The organism is Sphingopyxis sp. DBS4 (assembly GCF_024628865.1).
In the GTDB taxonomy this organism is placed as follows: Bacteria; Pseudomonadota; Alphaproteobacteria; order Sphingomonadales; family Sphingomonadaceae; genus Sphingopyxis.
Window position 1 is genome coordinate 1976448 of sequence record NZ_CP102384.1, and the last position, 20114, is coordinate 1996561.

Sequence of the window (20114 nt, forward strand, 5' to 3'; positions counted from 1 at the left end):
CCATGTCTGAACGGCGGATCATTTGCCAGCAGCTTCTCGCCACCCGCTCAATCGCCCGGTCTTTTTCATTCCGCTGGCGATCCTGTCGATCGCGTTGCTGCTCAGCGTCTGGCAGGGCGCGGCGTTCGTCGCGGCGGAAACTGCCGTCAACGACTGGATCCTGCGCCGCCTCGGCCCGCTGTTCGCGGGCGCCGGTGTCGCGTTCCTCGCGCTGCTCGGCGCGGTTGCCCTGTCCCCGCTCGGCCGGACGATCATCGGCGGCGCGGGCGCGCAGCCGCTGCTGAACCGCTGGCGCTGGTTCGCGGTGATGCTCTGCACGACGATCGCGACCGGGATTCTGTTCTGGGGCGCTGCCGAACCCTTGTTCCACCTCAACGCGCCGCCGCCGATGCTGGGGATCGAGCCCGGCAGCGACGCCGCGGCGGCCTTCGCCATGTCGACGATGTTCCTGCACTGGACGCTCACGCCCTATGGCATCTACACCGTCGCCGCGCTCGCCTTTGCGCTCGTCTACTATAATCGCGGCGAGCCCTTCAGCCTGTCGTCGCTGTTCGTACCCTTGCTCGGGCACCGCGCGCGCGGACCGGTCGGCACCGGCATCGATATTGTCTGCCTCTATGCGCTCGTCGCGGGGATGGCGGCGTCGATGGGCGCGGGCATATTGGCGATCGCGGGCGGCATCGAGACGCTCGGCGGTTTCGTCGGCGGGATGCCGCTGCGCTGGGCCGTCGCGATCCTGATCGTCGCGAGCTTCCTGATCTCGGCCGCGACCGGGCTGCAAAAGGGTATCGCGGGACTTTCGGTGCTCAACACCTGGCTCTTCTGCGCCATTATCGTCTTTGCTTTGGTCGTCGGACCGACGGCGGAGACGGTCGGCCTGTCGCTGCGCGGCGGCGCCGAATATTTCGGCACCTTCATTCCCCGCAACCTCGGCCTCGACGTCGATGGCGACTGGAGCCGCCAGTGGACGATCTTCTATTGGGGCAACTGGTTCGCCTGGGCGCCAGTGACGGCGCTATTCCTCGGCCGCCTCGCGGTCGGCTACAGCGTCCGCGAATTCATCCTGATGAACCTTGTCCTGCCGTCACTGTTCGGGGCGCTGTGGATGACCGCCATCGCCGGATCGGCGATCGTCCTCGACCAGCAGAGCGGTGCGAGCCTTTATGCCGTCATCGCCGCCAAGGGGCCGGACTCGGTGCTCTTCCGCCTGTTCGACGCGTTGGGCGGCGGCCCTGCGGTGACCGGGCTTATCCTCTTCACCATCTTCCTCTCCTACGTCGCCGGCGCCGACGCCAATGTCTCGGCGATGAGCGCGCTTTCGACGCGCGGCATCACGCCCGACGCGCCCGAGGCACCGATGGCGGTCCAGAGCGTGTGGGGGATCGCGGTGGGGCTGGTCGCGGTCGTGCTCGTCGCCGCGTCGGGGATCGACGGCATCCGCATGATGTCGGTGCTGGGCGGGGCGCCCGCGCTGTTCGTGATCATCGGTGCAGCGCTGTCGCTGGCCGTGATGACGGTGCGGGGGCAGCGCGCAGCGGCCGCCCCCGTCATCGCCGATTAGCCTTACCAGATCCGGGTGCGATCCTCGGGCTTCAGATAATATTTGGCATTCGCCGGGACGTTGAACGCCTTGTACCAGGCATCGACGTTGCGCAGCGGCCCGATAATGCGCCAGCGTGAGGGGCTGTGCGGATCGCTCGCCACCTGCTGCTTGATCGCATCGTCGCGCGCCTTGTCGCGCCATGCCTGTGCAAAGGCGAGGAAGAAGCGCTGGTCGCCGCTCAGCCCGTCGATCACCGGCGCCTCCTTGCCGTCCAGCGAGCGGTGATAGGCGTCGTAGGCGACCTCCAGCCCGGCGAGATCGGCCAGATTCTCGCCCATCGTCAGGTCTGGATTGATGAAGGCGCCCGGCGCCGCCTCATAGGTCGCATATTGCGCGCCGAACCCCTTCGCCTGCTCGTCGAAGCGCTTGGCGTCGGCGGCGGTCCACCAGTCGCGCACCGCGCCGTTGGCATCGATCTTGCGCCCCTGATCGTCGAAGCCGTGCGTGATCTCATGCCCGATCACCGCGCCGATCGCGCCATAATTGACCGCATCGTCGACGCTCTCGGCGAAATAGGGTGCCTGCAGGATCGCCGCCGGAAAGACGATCTTGTTTTCGAGTCCGCCGTTATAGGCGTTCACTTCCTGCGGGTTCATCGACCATTTCTTGCGATCGACCGGCTTGTCGAGATCGGACAGCGCATAGGCATATTCGAACGCCGCGCTGCGTTTCACATTGCCGTAGAGGTCGACGCGCGTTTCGTCCATGAAGCTCTGATAGAGGCCGCCGACCTGGCTCGTGGCGGGCGCGCCGGTGACGAGCTGACGGAGCTGGCGCTGCGTCAGGTTATAAACGTCGTAATCGACCCCCGCCGACGCCTGGTCGGCCGGAATCTCGGTGCGGGCAAACCAGCCGCCATTCGCATATTTGTCAAAGTCGTCGCCAGGCTTCACCGACGTATCACGCGCGCCGAGATCAACGCCCCATGTTCCGAAGGTCAGCGCCTTCAGCGATCCATCACCCGATGCGGACGCATCGTCATTCGCTTCGGCAAGCAGCGTCTTCACCTTGGCGTCATCGTGCGCCAGGGCCGGCGCCGCCGCCAAGGCAGCGGCAAGCGCGAGGCCGGCGGCCCCCGCAAAAAACTTCGTCATTCCCCAGTCTCCTACGTTTCGTGCGTTATCTCCAGCGGAGATGACGGACATGACCGGAGGTGTCCGCCCGCGCGCGTCACGGGTCAAGCGACGTAGCTGGCGCTGGTCGAAACCATTGGGACGTTGGTGGAAATGCGGCCGATCTCGGCGACTATCCGACGGTTATTCGCTCGACGGTCGGCTGCCGGCAAACACGGCGGAAATCATTAAAGCGCCACGCTTCGCTAACCCACCGGGACCATCGTCGCCTGCGGCAACCTTCCCGACTCGATACGGTCGATGACGGATTGACCTGCCTGTCCCTGTCCCGCCTGTCCGTTTTGGCCCTGTCCGGTATCGTTACGGGTTTCCTGAACCTTCTGATTGAGCGTTTCGGTCTTGTCGGCCACCGACTTCGCCACAAGTTGCCGCATGCCGGTGAAGGAACAGATTCCGGCATAGGATTCTATGACAGACCGCGCGCCGGCATAGCTGGAAGGAAAGGATTTTCCGTCCTTTGCAAAGACGGTTTCCTTGAACAAAGTCTGCTCGGCTTTGACCAGGCGTTCGACTTCAGGCATGTCTGGACCGACAAGATAGGCCGCGTCGAAGCCTTCGAGCGTTCCGTTGATCAGCCCGAACGACCCGTTTGTGATGCCAATCGCAGTGTCGCCAGCGCTCGCGAGAGTCAGGATCGACCCGACAAGCGTGTCGACGCCATTGGTCAGGTTACGGCCGAAAACACGATTTTGCTGTGTTTCGCTCGCGATGGAAAAGAACCGTTTGCAATAAAGATCAGTGAGCCCGAAACCGGCGGTCAGATAATCGGCCAGGGCGCTTTTACCGGCAAGTTTCGATCCATCCACCGCCTTGAATTTCAGGCATTTGTCCGACGACAGGAAATTCTCCGGGTCGTCGGTCTTGCGATACCCCTGGCCCAGCTTCGCCTTGAAAGCCCGCAAATCCTTGCCGTCGAAGCAATGATCGTCTGTCACAACTTCGTAGGCACTGCGCAGCGAGTTTATATAGGCTATTTCGTCCAGCCTGCTCGGCAGGGGTTTCGCGGCGATGTCGGGCCTCAGGGCCTCGACGCTCGTGCAACCCGCTAACGACGCGGCAGCCAACACCAGCGCCCAACGATATTTTCGCCTCCGCATCCCGATTCCCCCCACATCGACTGCCCTGAAGGAAGGAATGACTCGGCACGAAGAATGTATTGGATAGAAACGCCAAATTCGGTCCATTGTGGCGACACCGCAGCATCCCTATCTTCGTCGCGACGCGCCCCTTGCGTCCCAAGAACAAATCTGGAACATACCCCTCCTATGAGTCTCACCCATATTTCGGTGCGCGGCGCGCGCGAGCATAATCTCAAGGGCGTCGACGTCGACCTGCCGCGCGACGCGCTGATCGTCATCACCGGGCTTTCGGGCAGCGGCAAATCGAGCCTCGCCTTCGACACTATCTATGCCGAGGGCCAGCGGCGCTATGTCGAGAGCCTGTCGGCCTATGCGCGCCAGTTCCTCGAAATGATGCAGAAGCCCGACGTCGAGCATATCGACGGGCTTTCCCCCGCGATCAGCATCGAGCAGAAGACGACTAGCCGCAATCCGCGCTCGACGGTCGCGACGGTGACCGAGATCTACGACTATATGCGCCTGCTCTGGGCACGGGTCGGCATTCCCTATTCGCCCGCGACCGGCGAGCCGATCAGCGCGCAGACCGTCAGCCAGATGGTCGACCGCGTCCGCGAACTTCCCGAAGGCACGCGCGCCTATCTGCTCGCGCCGGTCGTCCGCGGCCGCAAGGGCGAGTATCGCAAGGAACTCGCGCAGTGGCAGAAGGAAGGCTTCACCCGCGTCCGCATCGACGGCGAATTCTACGAGATCGAGGACGCGCCGGCGCTCGACAAGAAATACAAGCATGACATCGAGGTCGTCGTCGACCGCATCGTCGTGCGCGAAGGGATCGAGACGCGGCTCGCCGACAGTTTCGAGACCGCACTGAAGCTGGCCGAAGGGCTCGCCTATGTCGACCTCGCCGACGGCGTCGTGCCGGGTCGCGAGGAAGAAGATACCGGCGGCGCGATGAAGGGCGCGGGAATCCCCGCGAACCGCATCATCTTCTCCGAGAAATTCGCCTGCCCCGTCTCGGGCTTCACCATCGCCGAGATCGAACCGCGCCTGTTCAGCTTCAACGCGCCGCAGGGCGCGTGCCCGGCGTGCGACGGGCTCGGCGAGCGGCTGGAGTTCGATCCCGAACTCGTCGTCCCCAACCATGCGCTCAGCCTGAAGAAGGGCGCGGTGGTGCCGTGGGCGAAATCGAACCCGCCGTCGCCTTATTATATGCAGGTGCTCGAAAGCCTCGGCAAAGCCTATGATTTCGGCCTCGATACGCCGTGGCAGGACCTTCCCGGCGGAGTGCAGCAGATCATCCTGCACGGCACCGGCGGCATGCCGGTCGAACTGACCTTCAAGGACGGCAAGCGCACTTATACGACGCACAAGGCGTTCGAGGGCGTGATCGGCAACCTCAATCGCCGCATGCTGCAGACCGAAAGCGCGTGGATGCGCGAGGAGCTGAGCAAATATCAGACCGCGCAGCCGTGCGAGACGTGCCACGGCGCGCGTCTGCGCCCCGAACCGCTCGCGGTGAAGATCGCGGGCGAGAATATCAGCCTGTCGGCGCAGCGCTCGGTCGCCGACGCCCTCGCGTGGTTCAGCACGCTCGACGAGAAACTGAACGAGCAGCAGCGGCAGATCGCGAAAGCTATCCTCAAGGAGATCAACGAGCGGCTCGGCTTCCTCAACAATGTCGGGCTCGATTATCTCAACCTCAACCGCACGTCGGGCACGCTCAGCGGCGGCGAAAGCCAGCGCATCCGCCTCGCCAGTCAGATCGGCAGCGGCCTGTCGGGCGTGCTCTATGTTCTCGACGAACCGAGCATCGGCCTCCACCAGCGCGACAACGACCGGCTGCTCGCAACCCTGAAGCGCCTCCGTGACCTCGGCAATACGGTGATCGTCGTCGAGCATGACGAGGATGCGATCCGCCACGCCGACTATGTCGTCGACATGGGCCCCGGCGCGGGCGTCCACGGCGGCGAGATTGTCGCCGAGGGCACGCTGAAACAGGTGCTCGCGAACAAGCAGAGCCTGACCGCCGCCTATCTGACCGGCGCAAAGAAGATCGAGGTGCCGGCGCATCGCCGCCCCGGCAACGGCTTCGACCTGGTGCTGAAGGGCGCGCGCGCGAACAATCTGCAGAATGTCACCGCGACGATCCCGCTCGGCACCTTCACCTGCGTCACCGGCCTCAGCGGGTCGGGCAAGTCGAGCCTCGTCATCGACACCCTCTATGCCAGCGCGGCGCGCACGCTCAACGGCGCGCGGCTGGTCGCGGGGCCGCACGACGCGCTGACCGGGCTCGAACATTGCGACAAGGTGATCGACATCGACCAGTCGCCGATCGGCCGCACGCCGCGCTCGAATCCTGCGACATATACCGGCGCCTTCACGGTCATCCGCGACTGGTTCGCGGGCCTGCCCGAGGCGCAGGCGCGCGGCTACAAGCCCGGGCGTTTCAGCTTCAACGTCAAGGGCGGGCGCTGCGAGACCTGCACCGGCGACGGGCTGATCAAGATCGAGATGCACTTCCTGCCCGACGTCTATGTGACGTGCGAGACCTGCCACGGCAAACGCTACAACCGCGAGACGCTGGAGGTGAAGTTCAAGGGCAAAAGCATCGCCGACGTGCTCGACATGACGGTCGAGGATGCCGCGGAGTTTTTCAAGGCGGTGCCCGCGATCCGCGACAAGATGGCGATGCTCGTCCGCGTCGGGCTCGGCTATATCAAGGTCGGGCAGCAGGCGACGACGCTGTCGGGCGGCGAAGCGCAGCGCGTCAAACTAGCCAAGGAATTGTCGCGCCGGTCGACCGGACAGACGCTCTACATCCTCGACGAACCGACGACGGGGCTGCATTTCGAGGATGTCCGCAAACTGCTCGAAGTCCTCCAGGCGCTCGTCGACCAAGGCAACAGCGTCGTGGTGATCGAGCATAATCTCGACGTCATCAAGACCGCCGACTGGATCGTCGATCTCGGCCCAGAAGGCGGCGTCAAGGGCGGCGAGATCGTCGCTGCAGGGGTGCCCGAAGATGTCGCGAAAAATCCCCGATCCTTCACGGGTCAGTATCTGGCGCCGCTGCTCGAAAAATAGGCGAAGGCCTTTCCTTCGGCCAGGAGAGTCCGCTCCGATCCGTCATCCCGGATCGGGTCGGAGTTGACGGACAGGGTGAGCATCGAAGATCGCGGCCGAAGAAAAGGCAAGTGTCGCGTCCGAAGAAATCTCTCCGTTTCGGCGTAATTACTTACATCGTTGACAACGACATTTCGCCCTCGCAAGAAGCGGCTGTCGCGTTCTGCGACATTGGGGGAAAATGTCTATGAAATCCTTGAGGGTCGCCACCGCTTTGGTGGGCGCGTTCGTCGTGCTCGCCGCAAATGTCCAGGCGCAGGAAGCCTCCGCGCCAGCCGCCGAAAGCCCCGCCGCCGAGGCAACGGCCGAAGTCGAGGCCGTACCGGCCGTCGTTCAGGTCGCCGCCCCGGCGCCGACGCTGCTGCTGCCGCCGTATAGCGAGGTCATCCTGACCCCCGACGTCGAAGCGTCGAGCAAGAAGCTGCGCGAGGGCGACACCGTGCTGATGCACAGCCTGTTCGACGTGATGCACAACGGCGTCGTCGTGATCCCGAAGGGCACGCCAGCGCGCGCCACGGTGACCTGGCGCACCGGCAAGGGCGCGTTCGGCAAGTCGGCGAAGATGGAACTCACTTTCAACGAGCTGACGATGGCGAACGGCCAGAAGCTCGGCCTGTCGGGCGTGCACCGGCAGGAAGGCGCTGGCAACACCGGCGCCGCGGTCGGCGCGGTGGTCGCGGTCGGCGTCTTCGGCGCCTTCGTCACCGGCAAGTCGGCGATCGTCCCGGTCGGCCAGCAACTGACCGCGCGCACCGCCGAAGCGCTGCCCTATGCCATCCCGGCCGGCGCGAAGATCGTGCCGACCGCCGAGCTGGCGCCCGCAGCGCCCGCCGCCGCACCTGCCGCCGAACCCGATGCAGCTCCCGCCGCGGAGCCCGTCGTCACGACGACGCCCACCGCGGGCTGAACCAACCGGCCAACCGGCCAGAGTGGCGCCCCGGACGGGTTCCGGGGCGCTTTTCTTTTCTCCCCGCACACGCGCCAGTCCTCCCTCCCGCACGCGGGAGCGGAGTAGACGATCACCCCATCAGCTTCGCGGTGACATCCTCGGCGGCATAGATGCGGATCACCGGGGGCTGTGGCGACAGCGCGCGCATTTCAGCAACGAAAGCGCCCGACGCCGGGACCGCGAAATGGGCGCGGACCGCGTCGACGCTCTCCCACTCCTCGACGAACATCATCCGGTCGGGGTTCTCGACATCGACATGGCAGTTATGCGCCAGACACCCCGCCTCGCCCCGCGACCGCGCGCTATGCTCGGCCCCAAGCGCAATCATGCGCTCGCGATGCTGGGAAGTAAGGATGACGTGGCCGGTGATGAGGATCATGATCCGTCCCTTCGCTGCTTTCGCCTGCATGATAGGGGTTTTACGGCGCCATGCCACAGGGCTGTTCATGACACTTATATGACGTCCTCTGTCACAAACACGTCACACGAATCCCCCATTGGCGGCTCAGCGAGTCGCCCTCGGGGGTGGCGGCTTGGTTCGGTAACGACCCCCGACAGGATTTTTCCATGGTGAAGAAATTTGCCCCCCGGTTCCTTGGCGCCGCCGGCATCGCGACCGCCGCGCTGGCGCTTTCCGCGTGCCAGGATCAGGCGTCTTCGGGTGGCGCGGCGCGCGATTATATCAGCGCGGTCGGCTCCTCGACCGTCTATCCCTTCGCGACCGCGGTCGGCGAGAAGTTCGCCGAGGCGACCGGGAACAAGGTGCCGAAGATCGATTCGACCGGCACCGGCGGCGGCTTCGAGCGTTTCTGCCAGGGCGCGGGCGGTGACACGCCCGACATCGCCAACGCCTCACGCCGGATGAAGAAGAAGGAATTCGACACCTGCGCCAAGAACGGCGTCACGGACATCGTCGAAATCCAGATCGGCATCGACGGCATTGCGCTCGGCGAAGCGCAGCGTGGTCCCGGCTTCAAGCTGACCGAGGAAGATGTCTATAAGGCGCTCGCGGCCAACCCTTATGGCAAGCCGAACACCGCGAAGACGTGGAAAGACGTCAACCCGGCGCTCCCCGCGGTCGGCATCTCGGTCTTTGGTCCGCCGTCGACCAGCGGCACGTACGATGCGTTCAAGGAGCTGATCCTCGGCAAGGGCTGCGACGCCAACCCCGAGATGAAGGCGCTCAAGGACAGCGACAAGGACAAGCATGAGGCGGTCTGCACCGGCCTGCGCGGCGCGCCCTTCTATGTCGAGCAGGGCGAGAACGACAATCTGATCATCTCGAAGCTCGACAAGAACCCCGACAGCCTCGGCATCTTCGGCTTCTCCTACCTCGACGCCAACAAGGACAAGATCAAGGCGGTGCCGGTGCAGGGCGTGTCGCCGACCTATGACACGATCGCCGGCGGCAGCTATCCGGGGTCGCGGCCGCTGTTCATCTATATCAAGAAGGCGCATGTCGGCGTCGTCCCGGGGCTCGCCGAATATGTGGCGGAATTCCTGAAGGGTGCGGCGAAGGACGGCTATCTTGCCGCCAAGGGTCTGGTCATCTCGCCCCCCGACGTGGCGGCGAAGGCCGCGGCGAACGCCAAGGGCATGACACCGCTGAATGGCGCGGAACTGAAATAACCTTCCCCCCGCTGGTGGCTGGGGCGGGTTTCGTCCGGTCCGGCCACCATTTTTCCACGGATCGTCATTGCGAGGAGCGAAGCGACGCGGCAATCCAGAATATGCGGAAACCGCTCTGGATTGCGTCGCTTCGCTCGCAATGACGAAGGTTTTGACCGGATGACGATCAAGTGACCTTCAACGCCGCGGCCCTACTCCTGCTCATCGCAGGCCTCGCGCTGATCGGCTGGCTTGCCGGCCGCGGGCGCTCTGCATTGCTCGCGGGGCGCGCGGGTGCGAAACTGCATTCGCGGCCGCAATATCATGGCTGGTATGTTGCGCTGTGGCTGTTCGTCCCCGCCGCGATTTTCCTCGCCGTCTGGTCGAGCGTGTCGCCCGCGCTGATCACCAACAGCGTGCTCACGAGCGACGCGGCGCAGAATCTGCCCGCCTTCGGCTTCGAGCGCGGCGCGATCCTGTCCGACGCGCGCAATGTCGCGCAAGGCGCGCAGGCCGCGGTGCGCATTCCCGCCGCCGCGCCGCTGGTGAAACCCTATGCCGACGCGACGCATAGCTACGCGTGGATCGGCATCGCGGCGATGCTGGCGCTCGCACTCGCGGGCGGACTCTATGCCTTCACGCGGATCAGGCCCGATTTCCGGGCGCGGACGCGGGTCGAGAAGATCGTCATGGCGATCCTGCTGCTCGCCTCGCTCGTCGCGATCCTGACGACCTTCGGGATCGTGCTGTCGCTGCTGTTTGAATCGATCCGCTTCTTCCGCCTCGTCCCCGCGACCGAGCTGCTGTTCGGCACCTATTGGAACCCGCAGAGCGGCGCGGCACAGCCCGACACGTTCGGCGGCGTTCCGCTGTTCTGGGGCACGGTGCTGATCGGCGCGATCATCGCGATGATCGTCGCCATTCCGATCGGCATGATGACGGCGGTCTACCTCACCCAATATGCCGCCCCTGCGGTCCGGAAATGGGTGAAGCCGTGCCTCGAAATTCTCGCGGGGGTGCCGACCGTCGTCTATGGCTATTTCGCCGCGCTGACGATCGCGCCGGCGCTCCGCGAATTCGCGGTGGCAATCGGCATTCCGGGCGCCTCGACCGAAAGCGCGCTGGCGGCGGGCATCGTCATGGGGGTGATGATCATCCCCTTCGTCTCCTCGATGGCCGACGACAGCATCAACGCGGTGCCGCAGGCGATGCGCGACGGATCGCTGGCGCTCGGCGCGACGCCGAACGAGACGATCCGCCAGGTGCTGATTCCCGCCGCGCTGCCCGGCGTGATGGGCGGCATCCTGCTCGCGGTCAGCCGCGCGATCGGCGAGACGATGATCGTGGTGATGGCGGCGGGGCTTTCCGCCAACCTCACTGCCAATCCCTTTGCCAGCGTCACCACGGTGACCGCGCAGATCGTCAAACTGCTGACCGGCGACCAGGAATTCGATAGCGCGAAGACGCTTGCGGCGTTCGCGCTGGGGCTGGTGCTCTTCCTCGTCACGCTGCTGCTCAACATCGTCGCGCTGCGCATCGTCAAAAAGTATCGCGAAGCCTATGAATAGAGACACCGCCCCCACCGACTGGAAGGGCATCGCGATGCAGAAGCGCATCGCGAGCCGCTATGCCGCCGAGCGCCGATTCAAGCTGTTCGGGCTGGGCGCGGTGCTGCTGTCGGGCGCTTTCCTCGCCTTTCTCCTGTTCGTGATGGTCGGCAACGGCCTGCGCGGCTTTACCTACACCAATGTCGAGGTGCCGATCGACTTCAAGGCGATGCCGCTGACGGTCGACGCATCGCGGCTCGGCGACCCTGACGCCGACCGGGCGATCGCGAACGCAGGGCTGGCCGACATCGTCGCCTTCGCCGCCGACGAGGCGCTGGGCGCCGACGGGTCGAAGCTGATCAGCGAGAATGCGTGGAAGGAAGTGCGGTCGCAGATCAAGGCCGATCCCGAATTGTTAAAGACGAAAACGGTCTTCCACCTTCCCACCGCGTCCGAAGTCGATATCGCCGCCAAGGAAGGCGCCAAGGGCGCGCTCGGCGCGAAGGTCGAGGCGCTGGAGAAGGATGGCAAGCTGTCGACCGGCATCCACTGGTCCTTCTTCCGCAACGCCGATGCGACCGATCCCGCGGTCGCGGGCATCTGGGGGGCGCTCAAGGGATCGGTGCTGACGATCTTCATTGCCTTCCTCATCGCGTTCCCGACCGGCGTGCTCGCGGCGCTCTATCTCGAGGAATATGCGCCGAAGAACCGCTGGACCGACCTGATCGAAGTCTCGATCAACAATCTGGCGGCGGTGCCCTCGATCATCTTCGGCCTGCTCGCGCTCGCGGTGTTCATCAACTGGTTCGGACTCTGCCAGGCGAGCGCGCTGGTCGGCGGGCTGACGCTGGCGCTGATGACGATGCCGGTGATCGTCATCGCCGCGCGCAACGCGATCAAGGCGGTGCCGCCATCGATCCGCGACGCCGCGCTCGGCGTCGGGGCCAGTCCCGTGCAGGTGGTGTTCCACCACGTCCTGCCGCTCGCGCTGCCCGGCATCCTCACCGGCACGATCATCGGCATGGCGCGCGCGCTCGGCGAGACGGCACCGCTGCTGCTGATCGGGATGCGCGCCTTCATCGGCGACGTGCCGAACGGCATCTGCGCGCCCTCGACCGTGCTGCCGATGCAGATTTTCCTCTGGTCCGACGAGGTCGACCGCGGCTTCGTCGAAAAGACCTCGGCGGCGATCATCGTGCTGCTCATCGTGCTGCTGTCGATGAACGCGCTTGCCATCTATCTCCGCAACAAGTTCGAAAAACGCTGGTGAATATGACCCCCTTGACCACAACAAACGACGATCTGACCATCGCCGACCCCAAGATGAAGGCCCAGGGGGTCGACGTCTTCTATGGCGAGAAACAGGCGATCAAGGACGTGTCGATCGATGTCGGCACCGATCTGGTCACCGCCTTCATCGGCCCCTCGGGCTGCGGCAAGTCGACCTTCCTGCGCTCGCTGAACCGAATGAACGACACCGTCGCCAGCGCGCGGGTGACGGGAACGATCCTGCTCGACGGCGAGGACATCTATGCGCCGTCGATGGACGTGGTGCAGCTTCGCGCGCGCGTCGGCATGGTGTTCCAGAAGCCGAACCCCTTCCCCAAATCGATCTACGACAATGTCGCTTATGGCTCGCGCATCCACGGACTCGCGGCGAACAAGGCCGACCTCGACGTCATCGTCGAACGCGCGCTGACCCGCGCCGGCCTGTGGGATGAGGTCAAGGATCGCCTCGGCGAGAGCGGCACGGCGCTGTCGGGCGGCCAGCAGCAGCGCCTGTGCATCGCGCGCGCGATCGCGGTCGACCCCGAAGTCATCCTGATGGACGAGCCTTGCTCGGCGCTCGACCCGATCGCGACCGCGAAGATCGAGGAACTGATCCACGAATTGCGCGGCAAATATGCGATCGTGATCGTCACGCACAATATGCAGCAGGCGGCGCGCGTGTCGCAGCGCACGGCTTTCTTCCACCTCGGGACGCTGGTCGAATATGGCAAGACCACCGATATCTTCACCAACCCGCGGCAGGAACGCACCAAGGATTATATCACCGGCCGCTACGGCTGATGCGTGGCAAAAAAGGCAAGGGCGCAAAAGGACAAGAGTGATGGCACTTACCAACGATCATACCGTCAAGGCCTTCGACGAGGATCTGAACCGCCTGCGCGGCCTGATCAGCGAAATGGGCGGCCGCGCCGAGCAGGCGCTGCTCCAGGCGATGACCGCGCTCGGCAAGGGCGATCTCGCACTCGCGGCGCAGGTCGTGCAGGGCGACAAGAAGATCGACGCGCTCGAAACCGAGGTCGAGCAGCTCACCGTCCAGACGATCGCGCTGCGCGCCCCGATGGCCGACGACCTGCGCGAAATGATCGCGGCGCTGAAGATAGTCTCGGTCGTCGAGCGCATCGGCGATTATGCGAAGAATATCGCCAAGCGCGTCGCGCTGATGGACCCGACCCGCTCGATCGAGGCGATCCCGGTGCTGACGTCGATGTCCTCGCTCGTCGCCGAACTGATCCACGACGCGCTCGACAGCTTCGCCGCGCGCGACGCCGACCTCGCGGTGCGGGTCACCGTCCGCGACAAGAATGTCGACGATTTCTACAACAGCATCTTCCGCACGCTCGTGACCTTCATGATGGAAAATCCGAAGCACATCACCGAAAGCGCGCACCTGCTGTTCGTTGCCAAGAATCTCGAACGCATGGGCGACCATGCGACCAACATCGCCGAGATGGTCTATTATGTCGTCACCGGCGAACGAATGGAGGAGCGCGAGCGCGGCGAAAGCCCCGAAGGCGGCGCGGCCGCGGAGAAGGAGCAAGGCTGATGCCGCAGCCCGACCTGCTGCTGATCGAGGATGACGAGGCGATCGCCGAACTGATCGTCTGGCATTTCGCACGCGAAGGCTTTTCGGTCCGCCAGACCCCCGACGGCGAACAGGCGCTGATCCTGGTCGAGGAGCGCGTCCCCGACATCGTCCTGCTCGACTGGATGATCGAGAGCCTGCCGGGAATCGAAGTCTGCCGCCGCCTGCGCCGCAATCCCAAATCGGCGAACGTGCCGATCATCATGCTCACCGCGCGCGGCGAGGAAGAGGACCGCATCCGCGGCCTCGAAACCGGCGCCGACGATTATGTGACCAAGCCGTTCAGCCCGCGCGAGCTCGTCGCGCGCGTCTCGGCCGTGCTGCGCCGCCTGCGCCCCGCGCTCGCCGGCGAGCTGCTCGCCTATGCCGACATCGAGCTCGATTCGGTCGCGCACAAGGTGGTGCGCAATGGCCAGATCGTCGCGATGGGGCCGACCGAATTTCGCCTGCTCCGTCATTTCATGGAGCATCCGGGCCGCGTCTTTTCGCGCGGACAGTTGCTCGACAGCGTGTGGGGGCAGGACAGCGATATCGAGTTGCGCACGGTCGATGTGCATATTCGCCGCCTGCGCAAGGCGATCAACCTGCCCGGCACCGCGGACATCATCCGCACGGTGCGCTCGGCGGGCTATGCGCTCGACGCGGGCAAGAGCATTTAGGATCGCCGCGATCGGATGCGGGTGGAACCGCCCAAATCGCGCGCGCGTTAGGGCGGGATGACGAAACGAAACCACGCGGGCCTGCTGTCGCCCCTGATGCTGATGCTCGCGGCCTGCAATGGCGGGGGCGAACAGCAGGCGGCACCATCCGGCCAATCCGCCGCCGACGCGCCGCCGGCAAAAGCCGCCGTCGAGACTGCATCCGGCACGCCGGCCACGACCGCACCCGCAGCCGCGCCCGCCGGGCCGCGATCCTGCGCGGCGGAAATCGGCCAGCAGGCAGCCGACCGCCGCGTCGCGGTCTGCCGCAACCTGTCGCCCGCGACGCATCCGCCATGCAACGCCGCCAACAGCTGCGCGATGATCGAGAATGAGATTGCGCGAAGCTGCGCGCTGCTCGGCAAGGATGGCGCGCTGCCCGCGGACTGCCGCCCCGCGCCCGATAGCAAGGCGGCGGCGATCGCGGTGGTGAAGCTCTATTATTCGGCGCTCGATGCCGGGGATTACGATACCGCGTGGCTGCAATGGGGCGAGAATGGCCCGCCGAAGCAGACGCCGGACGGGTTCCGCACCGGCTTTGCCCACACGCGCTCGACCCGCGTGGCGATCGGCGCGGTCGGGGATGCCGAGGGCGCCGCCGGCTCGATCTATCTGACGGTTCCGGTCACCGTCGAAGCGACGCTCGACACCGGCGCGTCGCAGCGCTTCGGCGGAGATTATGTGCTGCGCCGCGTCAACAATGTCGACGGCGCGAGCGCGGACCAATTGCGTTGGCATATAACGTCCGCCAAGCTTCGGCCCCTGCCCGCGCGCTAATCTCGGATAAAAAAGCCGCGTGCTCCCGCGAAGGCGGGAGCCCATCTCCGGGCGGCGCGATCTTGAGCCGGTCGGAGATGGATCCCCGCCTTCGCGGGGACACACTTATGTTTCATCAATCGATGAAATGAAAAACCCGGCCGCCTGACAGGCGACCGGGCCGATAAGCTCATCTTGCGAACGCTCCGTCAGGGAAGCGTGGTCCGCCCGCCGCGTCCGAAGAGGAAGGCGACGACGAACAACACGACACCGATGATCAACAGGATTTTCGCGAACTCGGCGGAAATGCCCGCAATGCCGCCGAAGCCCAGCAGCGCGGCAATAAGCGCCACGACCGCAAAAATAATAGCCCATCTGAACATGCCTATTCTCCCTATTGGCGCGCGACCTCCCCCTCGCCCGCGCGTCGGGCGAAAGGGGCATCGCATCATCCTGTTTGGATGATCGAGAAACGCGCCCCGGTGCCGGAAGTTCCGCTGCTCCGGCCGCCCGTCAGCGCAGCCGCCACTTGGCGCCGATCTGCTCCGCCGGACACCAGCGCATCGGCGGGCCGGTATCCTGAATGGTAAGTTGGATGCGCGTCGGCGACAGGATTTTCACCTCCATTTCCCATTCGGGAAGGAAGAAGGAACCGCGCGTTTTCTCTACCTTGCCGAGCGGACCGACGAAATTCTCCTCGAGGCTGCCCGGCGCGCCGCCGCCGCGCATCAGGCCGAGGCGCTTGCCGTCATAGTAGAGCGCCTCGAAGCCGGGATTCGAGCAAGGTTCGGTCTCGTCCACATAATAACCCGATACGATGCCGAGCGGCGCGACAGGCTTTTGCCCCGCCGCCTGCGCGCCCGACGCCGCCCCCGCCGCCGAGGCGCATTGCGGAACGAGCGCGCGGATCGCGGCGGTCGAACCGCCAAGCGAGACATAGCTCAGATCCTTCCATTCATCGCCACCGTCGCTGCTCGCGATCAGCGACAGGTCGGTATCGCGGCCGCTGAGCAGGCTTTCGACGACCGGGTCGATCGTCCCGCTGAAATCGCCCTTCCCCGGCTCCTGCACGAGAGTCTGCGTTCCTTCGCGATCCTCCATCGAGCTTCGGAACGAAAGCAGCAGCGGATGCCCCGCGGCGGGAAGTGGAACGCCGGCTTTCGGCACGACGGTCATATAAAGACCGCCGCCGGGCTGACAGCGGATGCCGATCGCCGCGAATTCGGGATGTCCGGTCACCGCCGCGATCGCACCCGATCCCGTCCCCGCGAACTGCCACCGCGCGGTGTGCTGCGGCGGCGGGGTAAAATTCTCTTCCTCGCCAGCACCGTCGCCGCCCTTCATCTTGGACGGATCGACGTTCCGCTGCATTCCGGTCTGCACCCATTTCTGGCCGTTCCAAACAAGGGTTTGTCCGCAAACTTCCGCGCCATATCCACCGCAGACGCTGCCGTGGGTCAACAGCATCAGCCCCTTGCGCTTCGCGTCGACGGATATGATGTCCCAGCCGCGGACATTGTCGTTGAAAATTTCGCGCAGGCCGTTCTTGGTCGAACCGAGGATGCCGATCACGCAACCCGCGGTCCCGCACCATGCCGAATAGCCCGACGTCGTGCAGCGGGTCGCGGCATATTCGATCACCCAGTCGGCCTTGCCGTCGTTCGTCACCTCGACCTGGGTCGCGAAACCCGCGCGATCGGGGACGAACTTGCCGCCCTCGGCGCGGCAATCCTGCTTGAGCTGGTCATAGACCGCCTGCACCTCGCGCGGCCAGGGCTTCGGCGCGGTCTGGGCATCAACGGTGGCCTGCAGCGAACAGGCGGCAAGCGACATCAGAGCAAGGACAAAACGCATGATGTTCCCCCGGTTCAAAAATAGATCGATCGCGACGACTCACCCTATCACGGCGCACGGTGCGTCTGCCGCCAAGTCTTCCCGTCACCTAAATGCGCGGCAACGGCAAAGTCTTGATGCCGCTATCAAGAATTTCTAAAGCTTGGGAAAAGCGGGCGTAACAGGGGGTCGTAAAGCCATGTCAGCTACTCATTCGTCGCGGCGACGGCGGCGGTTATGGCGCTTTGTGAACGCTGAGTTCGACGAAGCGAGCTGGACGCTGCGCATCGGCGGCGCTCCCGTCGCGCTCGAGGGCAAGCCGCTCGAGGTGCTGCACGAACTGCTGCTGCGCGCGGGCGAAGTCGTTACCAAGGACGAAATTCTCGATGCGGTGTGGCCCGGCGTGACCGTGGTCGAAGGCTCGCTCGCGACCGCCATTTCGAAGCTGCGCAAGGCGCTGGGCACTGCGGGTTCGGACATCGTCGCCACCGTGCCACGCGTCGGCTATCGCCTGACCGCGCCGGTCGAGGTCGAAAGCATCGACACGCCGCTCGCGCCGCGTTTCGCCTTCACCGCCGGGGACAGCGTTCCGGGACGTAAGGCCTGGCAACTCGAACAGCCGCTGGGCGATACCGGCGCCGCGGACGTCTGGCTCGCGCGCCAGGCCAAGACGGGCGAGCAGCGGGTGTTCAAATTCGCCGACGCGCCCGACCGGCTGCGCGCGCTGAAGCGCGAAGCCGCGCTGTCGCGCCTGGTGTCCGCCGGGCTCGGCAAGACATCGCCGCTTCCCGCGCTGCACGAATGGAATTTTGACGCGGCGCCCTTCTTCCTCGAATATGCCTGGGGCGGGCGCGACCTGCTCGCCTGGGCCGAGGGCGGCCTGTCCGCGATCCCGCTCGCCGAGCGGCTGGCGGTCGCGGCGATGGCGGCGCGCGCGGTCGCGGGCATCCACAGCGTCGGCGTCCTCCACAAGGATCTGAAGCCCGCCAACATGCTGATCGACGACAGCGAGAACGGCCCGGTGCTGCGGCTCGTCGATTTCGGCAGCGGGCGGCTGATCGACGACGCGCTGCTCGCCAGCTTTCAGATCACCAATCCGGGTTCGCTCGATACCGATCTCGGCAAGGACGAGCCGCGGTCGGGCACGCTCGCCTATCGCGCGCCTGAATTGGTCGGCGACGCGGTGCCGACGGTGAAGAGCGACATCTATGCGCTGGGGCTGATCCTCTATCAGCTCGTCGTCGGCGATTTCACCGCGGCGCTTGCGCCGGGCTGGGAGGAGCGGGTCGCCGACCCGCTGCTGCAGGGCGACATCGCGCGCGCCGCCGCGCTGACGCCGGGCGACCGGCTGGACAGCGCCGCCGACCTTGCCGAGCGGATCGAGCGGCTGGACGACCGCCGCGCCCAGGCCGCCGAAGCCGCCGAGCGCGCCGCCTTCCTGGCCGATCAGAAACGCCGCGAGGAGCGCCGCGCGGCGCAGCGGCCGTGGGTCCGCGCCGCTTTCGCGAGCCTGACCGCCGGGCTGCTCGCGACCTCGGCGCTCGCGGCCTATGCCTGGCACCAGCGGGGCGCCGCACTCGCCGCGCGCGAACTGACCGAGACCAGCTATGCCTTCATCGCCGAGGATGTGCTGGGCAGCCCCGACCCCGCCAAATCGAGTGCCGACGAAACCGTCGTCGACGCGATCAAGCGCGCGAGCGAGCAGATCGACCAGCGTTTCGGGGCCAATCCGGGGATCGCCGCGCGGCTGCACCTCGCCATCGCGCGCGCCTTTCACCAGCGCTCCGACCCGGACACCGCGCGCGGCGAATATGCGCGCGCCGACGCGCTGTTCGCGAAGGCAGGCGAGACCGAAAGCGACGACGCCATCACCGGCCGCCTCGACCGCATCAATATGGAGGCGACGTCGGGCCAGCCCGACCGGCTCGAGGAGGCGGGTCGCCTGCTGGAGAAGGAGCGCGCGCGGCTCGGCAAGCGCGGCGAGACCGGCCGCATGGGCTTCGCGCTCGCGCGCGCCGAAGGCGCCTATGATTATTTCGCCGACATCGAACGGGCCGAGCCCGCGTTCCGCCGCGCGGTGGCGATCGGCGAAGCGAGCGGAAGCGATGTTCCGCCGGGGCAATTACTGAAGGCGCGCTCGTCGCTGGTGCTGACTTTGATGCGGCTCGGACAAGCCGACAAGGCCGAGCCGATCGCGCGCGCGATCGTCGCCGATTCGACGCGCATCCGCGGCGCCGATCATCCCGACACGCTCGTCACCCGCCAGCACTGGCTGAACAGCCTGTCGATGACCGGGCGCTACAAGGAAGCGTTGGAAGGCAGCACGCCGCTGCTCGCGGCGATGGAAAAAAGGTTCGGCCCGGACCATCGTTTCACCCTCGGCCTGCGTTCGACCCGTTTCGAGAGCTTCGCCGCCCTCGGCCGCTATGCCGAGGCGGCAGTCGAGGCGGAGAAGGTCTGGAAAGGCGCGGCCGCGCAGGCCGGGGCGCATTCGCATCAGGCGCTGACCGGGCAGATCGACTATGCCTCGGCGCTCTGCCAGACGCCGCAGCGGGCGAAAGCGCTGGGTCTCGCACGCGACGCGCTCGACACCAGTCTTTCGGCGTTCGGCGCCGATTATCCGCTCACGCACGCAATCCGCTATTTCACCGCCGAATGCCTGATCGCCAACCAGCGCTTCACCGAAGCCGGGCCGATGCTGGCCGCGGTCGACCGCGAAAAGACCGCGCAGCTTCTCGGCAATCCCGATTTCGACGCCACCGTCGACGTCGCGCTGGCCGAGGTTGCGGTCGGCGATCACGACAAGGCCGGGGCGCGGCGGCTGCTCGACAAGGCCGCCCCCGCGCTTGCGAAGACAAAGGACGAGATATTGCGCGCCCGCGCCGCGAAGCTCGACCGGTCGCTGGCATCCTGAAC

16 protein-coding genes are annotated in these 20114 nt (G+C 65.7%); 11 read left to right on the forward strand and 5 right to left on the reverse strand.

Annotated elements, in window-relative coordinates; genetic code table 11:
• Positions 1 to 22 precede the first annotated feature (22 nt).
• On the forward strand, positions 23 to 1561 hold the full coding sequence (locus NP825_RS09340; protein ID WP_257550728.1) for a BCCT family transporter: 1539 nt from the start codon (positions 23 to 25) through the stop codon (positions 1559 to 1561).
• A 2-nt stretch (positions 1562 to 1563) separates the two neighbouring features.
• On the opposite strand, the gene NP825_RS09345 is transcribed toward NP825_RS09340, so the two are convergent.
• Together NP825_RS09345 and NP825_RS09350 are read right to left on the reverse strand one after the other, a co-directional pair.
• On the reverse strand, positions 1564 to 2697 hold the full coding sequence (locus NP825_RS09345; protein ID WP_257550730.1) for a M13-type metalloendopeptidase: 1134 nt from the start codon (positions 2695 to 2697) through the stop codon (positions 1564 to 1566).
• Between the two features lie 224 nt (positions 2698 to 2921).
• Entirely contained in the window at positions 2922 to 3800 is an 879-nt protein-coding gene (locus tag NP825_RS09350; RefSeq protein WP_257550732.1) for a hypothetical protein, read from the reverse strand.
• Positions 3801 to 4001: 201 nt separating this feature from the next.
• Between NP825_RS09350 and uvrA the strand changes: the two genes are divergently transcribed.
• Complete coding sequence (gene uvrA / locus NP825_RS09355) at positions 4002 to 6896, forward strand: excinuclease ABC subunit UvrA (protein ID WP_257550734.1); 2895 nt, start codon at positions 4002 to 4004, stop codon at positions 6894 to 6896.
• A 226-nt stretch (positions 6897 to 7122) separates the two neighbouring features.
• Complete coding sequence (locus NP825_RS09360; protein WP_257550736.1) at positions 7123 to 7842, forward strand: hypothetical protein; 720 nt, start codon at positions 7123 to 7125, stop codon at positions 7840 to 7842.
• 112 nt (positions 7843 to 7954) lie between these two features.
• Here the strand turns inward: NP825_RS09360 and NP825_RS09365 are convergent, their stop codons facing one another.
• Positions 7955 to 8263: a putative quinol monooxygenase gene (locus NP825_RS09365; protein ID WP_257550738.1), complete on the reverse strand. Its 309-nt coding sequence runs from the start codon at positions 8261 to 8263 to the stop codon at positions 7955 to 7957.
• A 188-nt stretch (positions 8264 to 8451) separates the two neighbouring features.
• Here NP825_RS09365 and NP825_RS09370 point away from each other — a divergent pair, with 188 nt between their 5' ends.
• The 7 genes from NP825_RS09370 (at position 8452) to NP825_RS09400 (ending at position 15386) form a co-directional block, all read left to right on the forward strand.
• A complete protein-coding gene (locus NP825_RS09370) occupies positions 8452 to 9513 on the forward strand; it encodes a substrate-binding domain-containing protein (protein ID WP_257550740.1) in 1062 nt (353 codons plus the stop codon).
• 170 nt (positions 9514 to 9683) lie between these two features.
• Positions 9684 to 11060: a phosphate ABC transporter permease subunit PstC gene (gene pstC, locus NP825_RS09375; protein WP_257550742.1), complete on the forward strand. Its 1377-nt coding sequence runs from the start codon at positions 9684 to 9686 to the stop codon at positions 11058 to 11060.
• Positions 11053 to 12309, forward strand: coding sequence for a phosphate ABC transporter permease PstA (pstA, locus tag NP825_RS09380; RefSeq protein ID WP_257550744.1), 1257 nt, complete (start codon positions 11053 to 11055; stop codon positions 12307 to 12309). Before pstC ends, pstA begins: the two co-directional genes overlap by 8 nt.
• Before the next feature lie 2 nt (positions 12310 to 12311).
• Positions 12312 to 13109: a phosphate ABC transporter ATP-binding protein PstB gene (gene pstB / locus NP825_RS09385; protein WP_257551365.1), complete on the forward strand. Its 798-nt coding sequence runs from the start codon at positions 12312 to 12314 to the stop codon at positions 13107 to 13109.
• A 40-nt stretch (positions 13110 to 13149) separates the two neighbouring features.
• On the forward strand, positions 13150 to 13872 hold the full coding sequence (phoU, locus tag NP825_RS09390) for a phosphate signaling complex protein PhoU (RefSeq protein ID WP_257550780.1): 723 nt from the start codon (positions 13150 to 13152) through the stop codon (positions 13870 to 13872).
• Positions 13872 to 14570: a phosphate regulon transcriptional regulator PhoB gene (phoB, locus tag NP825_RS09395; RefSeq protein ID WP_058815332.1), complete on the forward strand. Its 699-nt coding sequence runs from the start codon at positions 13872 to 13874 to the stop codon at positions 14568 to 14570. The genes phoU and phoB overlap by 1 nt, the downstream gene beginning before the upstream one ends.
• Before the next feature lie 57 nt (positions 14571 to 14627).
• A complete protein-coding gene (locus NP825_RS09400) occupies positions 14628 to 15386 on the forward strand; it encodes a hypothetical protein (RefSeq protein WP_257550798.1) in 759 nt (252 codons plus the stop codon).
• A gap of 188 nt (positions 15387 to 15574) precedes the next feature.
• Here NP825_RS09400 and NP825_RS09405 read toward each other — a convergent pair whose 3' ends face one another.
• Together NP825_RS09405 and NP825_RS09410 are read right to left on the reverse strand one after the other, a co-directional pair.
• Complete coding sequence (locus NP825_RS09405; RefSeq protein WP_257550800.1) at positions 15575 to 15748, reverse strand: DUF1328 domain-containing protein; 174 nt, start codon at positions 15746 to 15748, stop codon at positions 15575 to 15577.
• A gap of 130 nt (positions 15749 to 15878) precedes the next feature.
• Positions 15879 to 17219: a hypothetical protein gene (locus tag NP825_RS09410; RefSeq protein WP_257550803.1), complete on the reverse strand. Its 1341-nt coding sequence runs from the start codon at positions 17217 to 17219 to the stop codon at positions 15879 to 15881.
• A gap of 226 nt (positions 17220 to 17445) precedes the next feature.
• On the opposite strand from NP825_RS09410, the gene NP825_RS09415 reads away from it, so the two are divergent.
• Positions 17446 to 20112 (forward strand): winged helix-turn-helix domain-containing protein, encoded by a 2667-nt coding sequence (locus NP825_RS09415; RefSeq protein ID WP_257550816.1) that lies wholly within the window; start codon positions 17446 to 17448, stop codon positions 20110 to 20112.
• Positions 20113 to 20114: the final 2 nt, after the last annotated feature.

What these genes read in the sequence shown, in the direction of transcription:
- NP825_RS09345 (WP_257550730.1), bottom strand. Translation starts at nt 2,697, where the DNA reads ATGACGAAGTTTTTTGCGGGGGCCGCCGGCCTCGCGCTTGCCGCTGCC.
- uvrA (WP_257550734.1), top strand. Translation starts at nt 4,002, where the DNA reads ATGAGTCTCACCCATATTTCGGTGCGCGGCGCGCGCGAGCATAATCTC.
- NP825_RS09360 (WP_257550736.1), top strand. Translation starts at nt 7,123, where the DNA reads ATGAAATCCTTGAGGGTCGCCACCGCTTTGGTGGGCGCGTTCGTCGTG.
- NP825_RS09365 (WP_257550738.1), bottom strand. Translation starts at nt 8,263, where the DNA reads ATGATCCTCATCACCGGCCACGTCATCCTTACTTCCCAGCATCGCGAG.
- NP825_RS09370 (WP_257550740.1), top strand. Translation starts at nt 8,452, where the DNA reads ATGGTGAAGAAATTTGCCCCCCGGTTCCTTGGCGCCGCCGGCATCGCG.
- pstA (WP_257550744.1), top strand. Translation starts at nt 11,053, where the DNA reads ATGAATAGAGACACCGCCCCCACCGACTGGAAGGGCATCGCGATGCAG.
- pstB (WP_257551365.1), top strand. Translation starts at nt 12,312, where the DNA reads ATGACCCCCTTGACCACAACAAACGACGATCTGACCATCGCCGACCCC.
- phoU (WP_257550780.1), top strand. Translation starts at nt 13,150, where the DNA reads ATGGCACTTACCAACGATCATACCGTCAAGGCCTTCGACGAGGATCTG.
- phoB (WP_058815332.1), top strand. Translation starts at nt 13,872, where the DNA reads ATGCCGCAGCCCGACCTGCTGCTGATCGAGGATGACGAGGCGATCGCC.
- NP825_RS09400 (WP_257550798.1), top strand. Translation starts at nt 14,628, where the DNA reads ATGACGAAACGAAACCACGCGGGCCTGCTGTCGCCCCTGATGCTGATG.
- NP825_RS09405 (WP_257550800.1), bottom strand. Translation starts at nt 15,748, where the DNA reads ATGTTCAGATGGGCTATTATTTTTGCGGTCGTGGCGCTTATTGCCGCG.
- NP825_RS09410 (WP_257550803.1), bottom strand. Translation starts at nt 17,219, where the DNA reads ATGCGTTTTGTCCTTGCTCTGATGTCGCTTGCCGCCTGTTCGCTGCAG.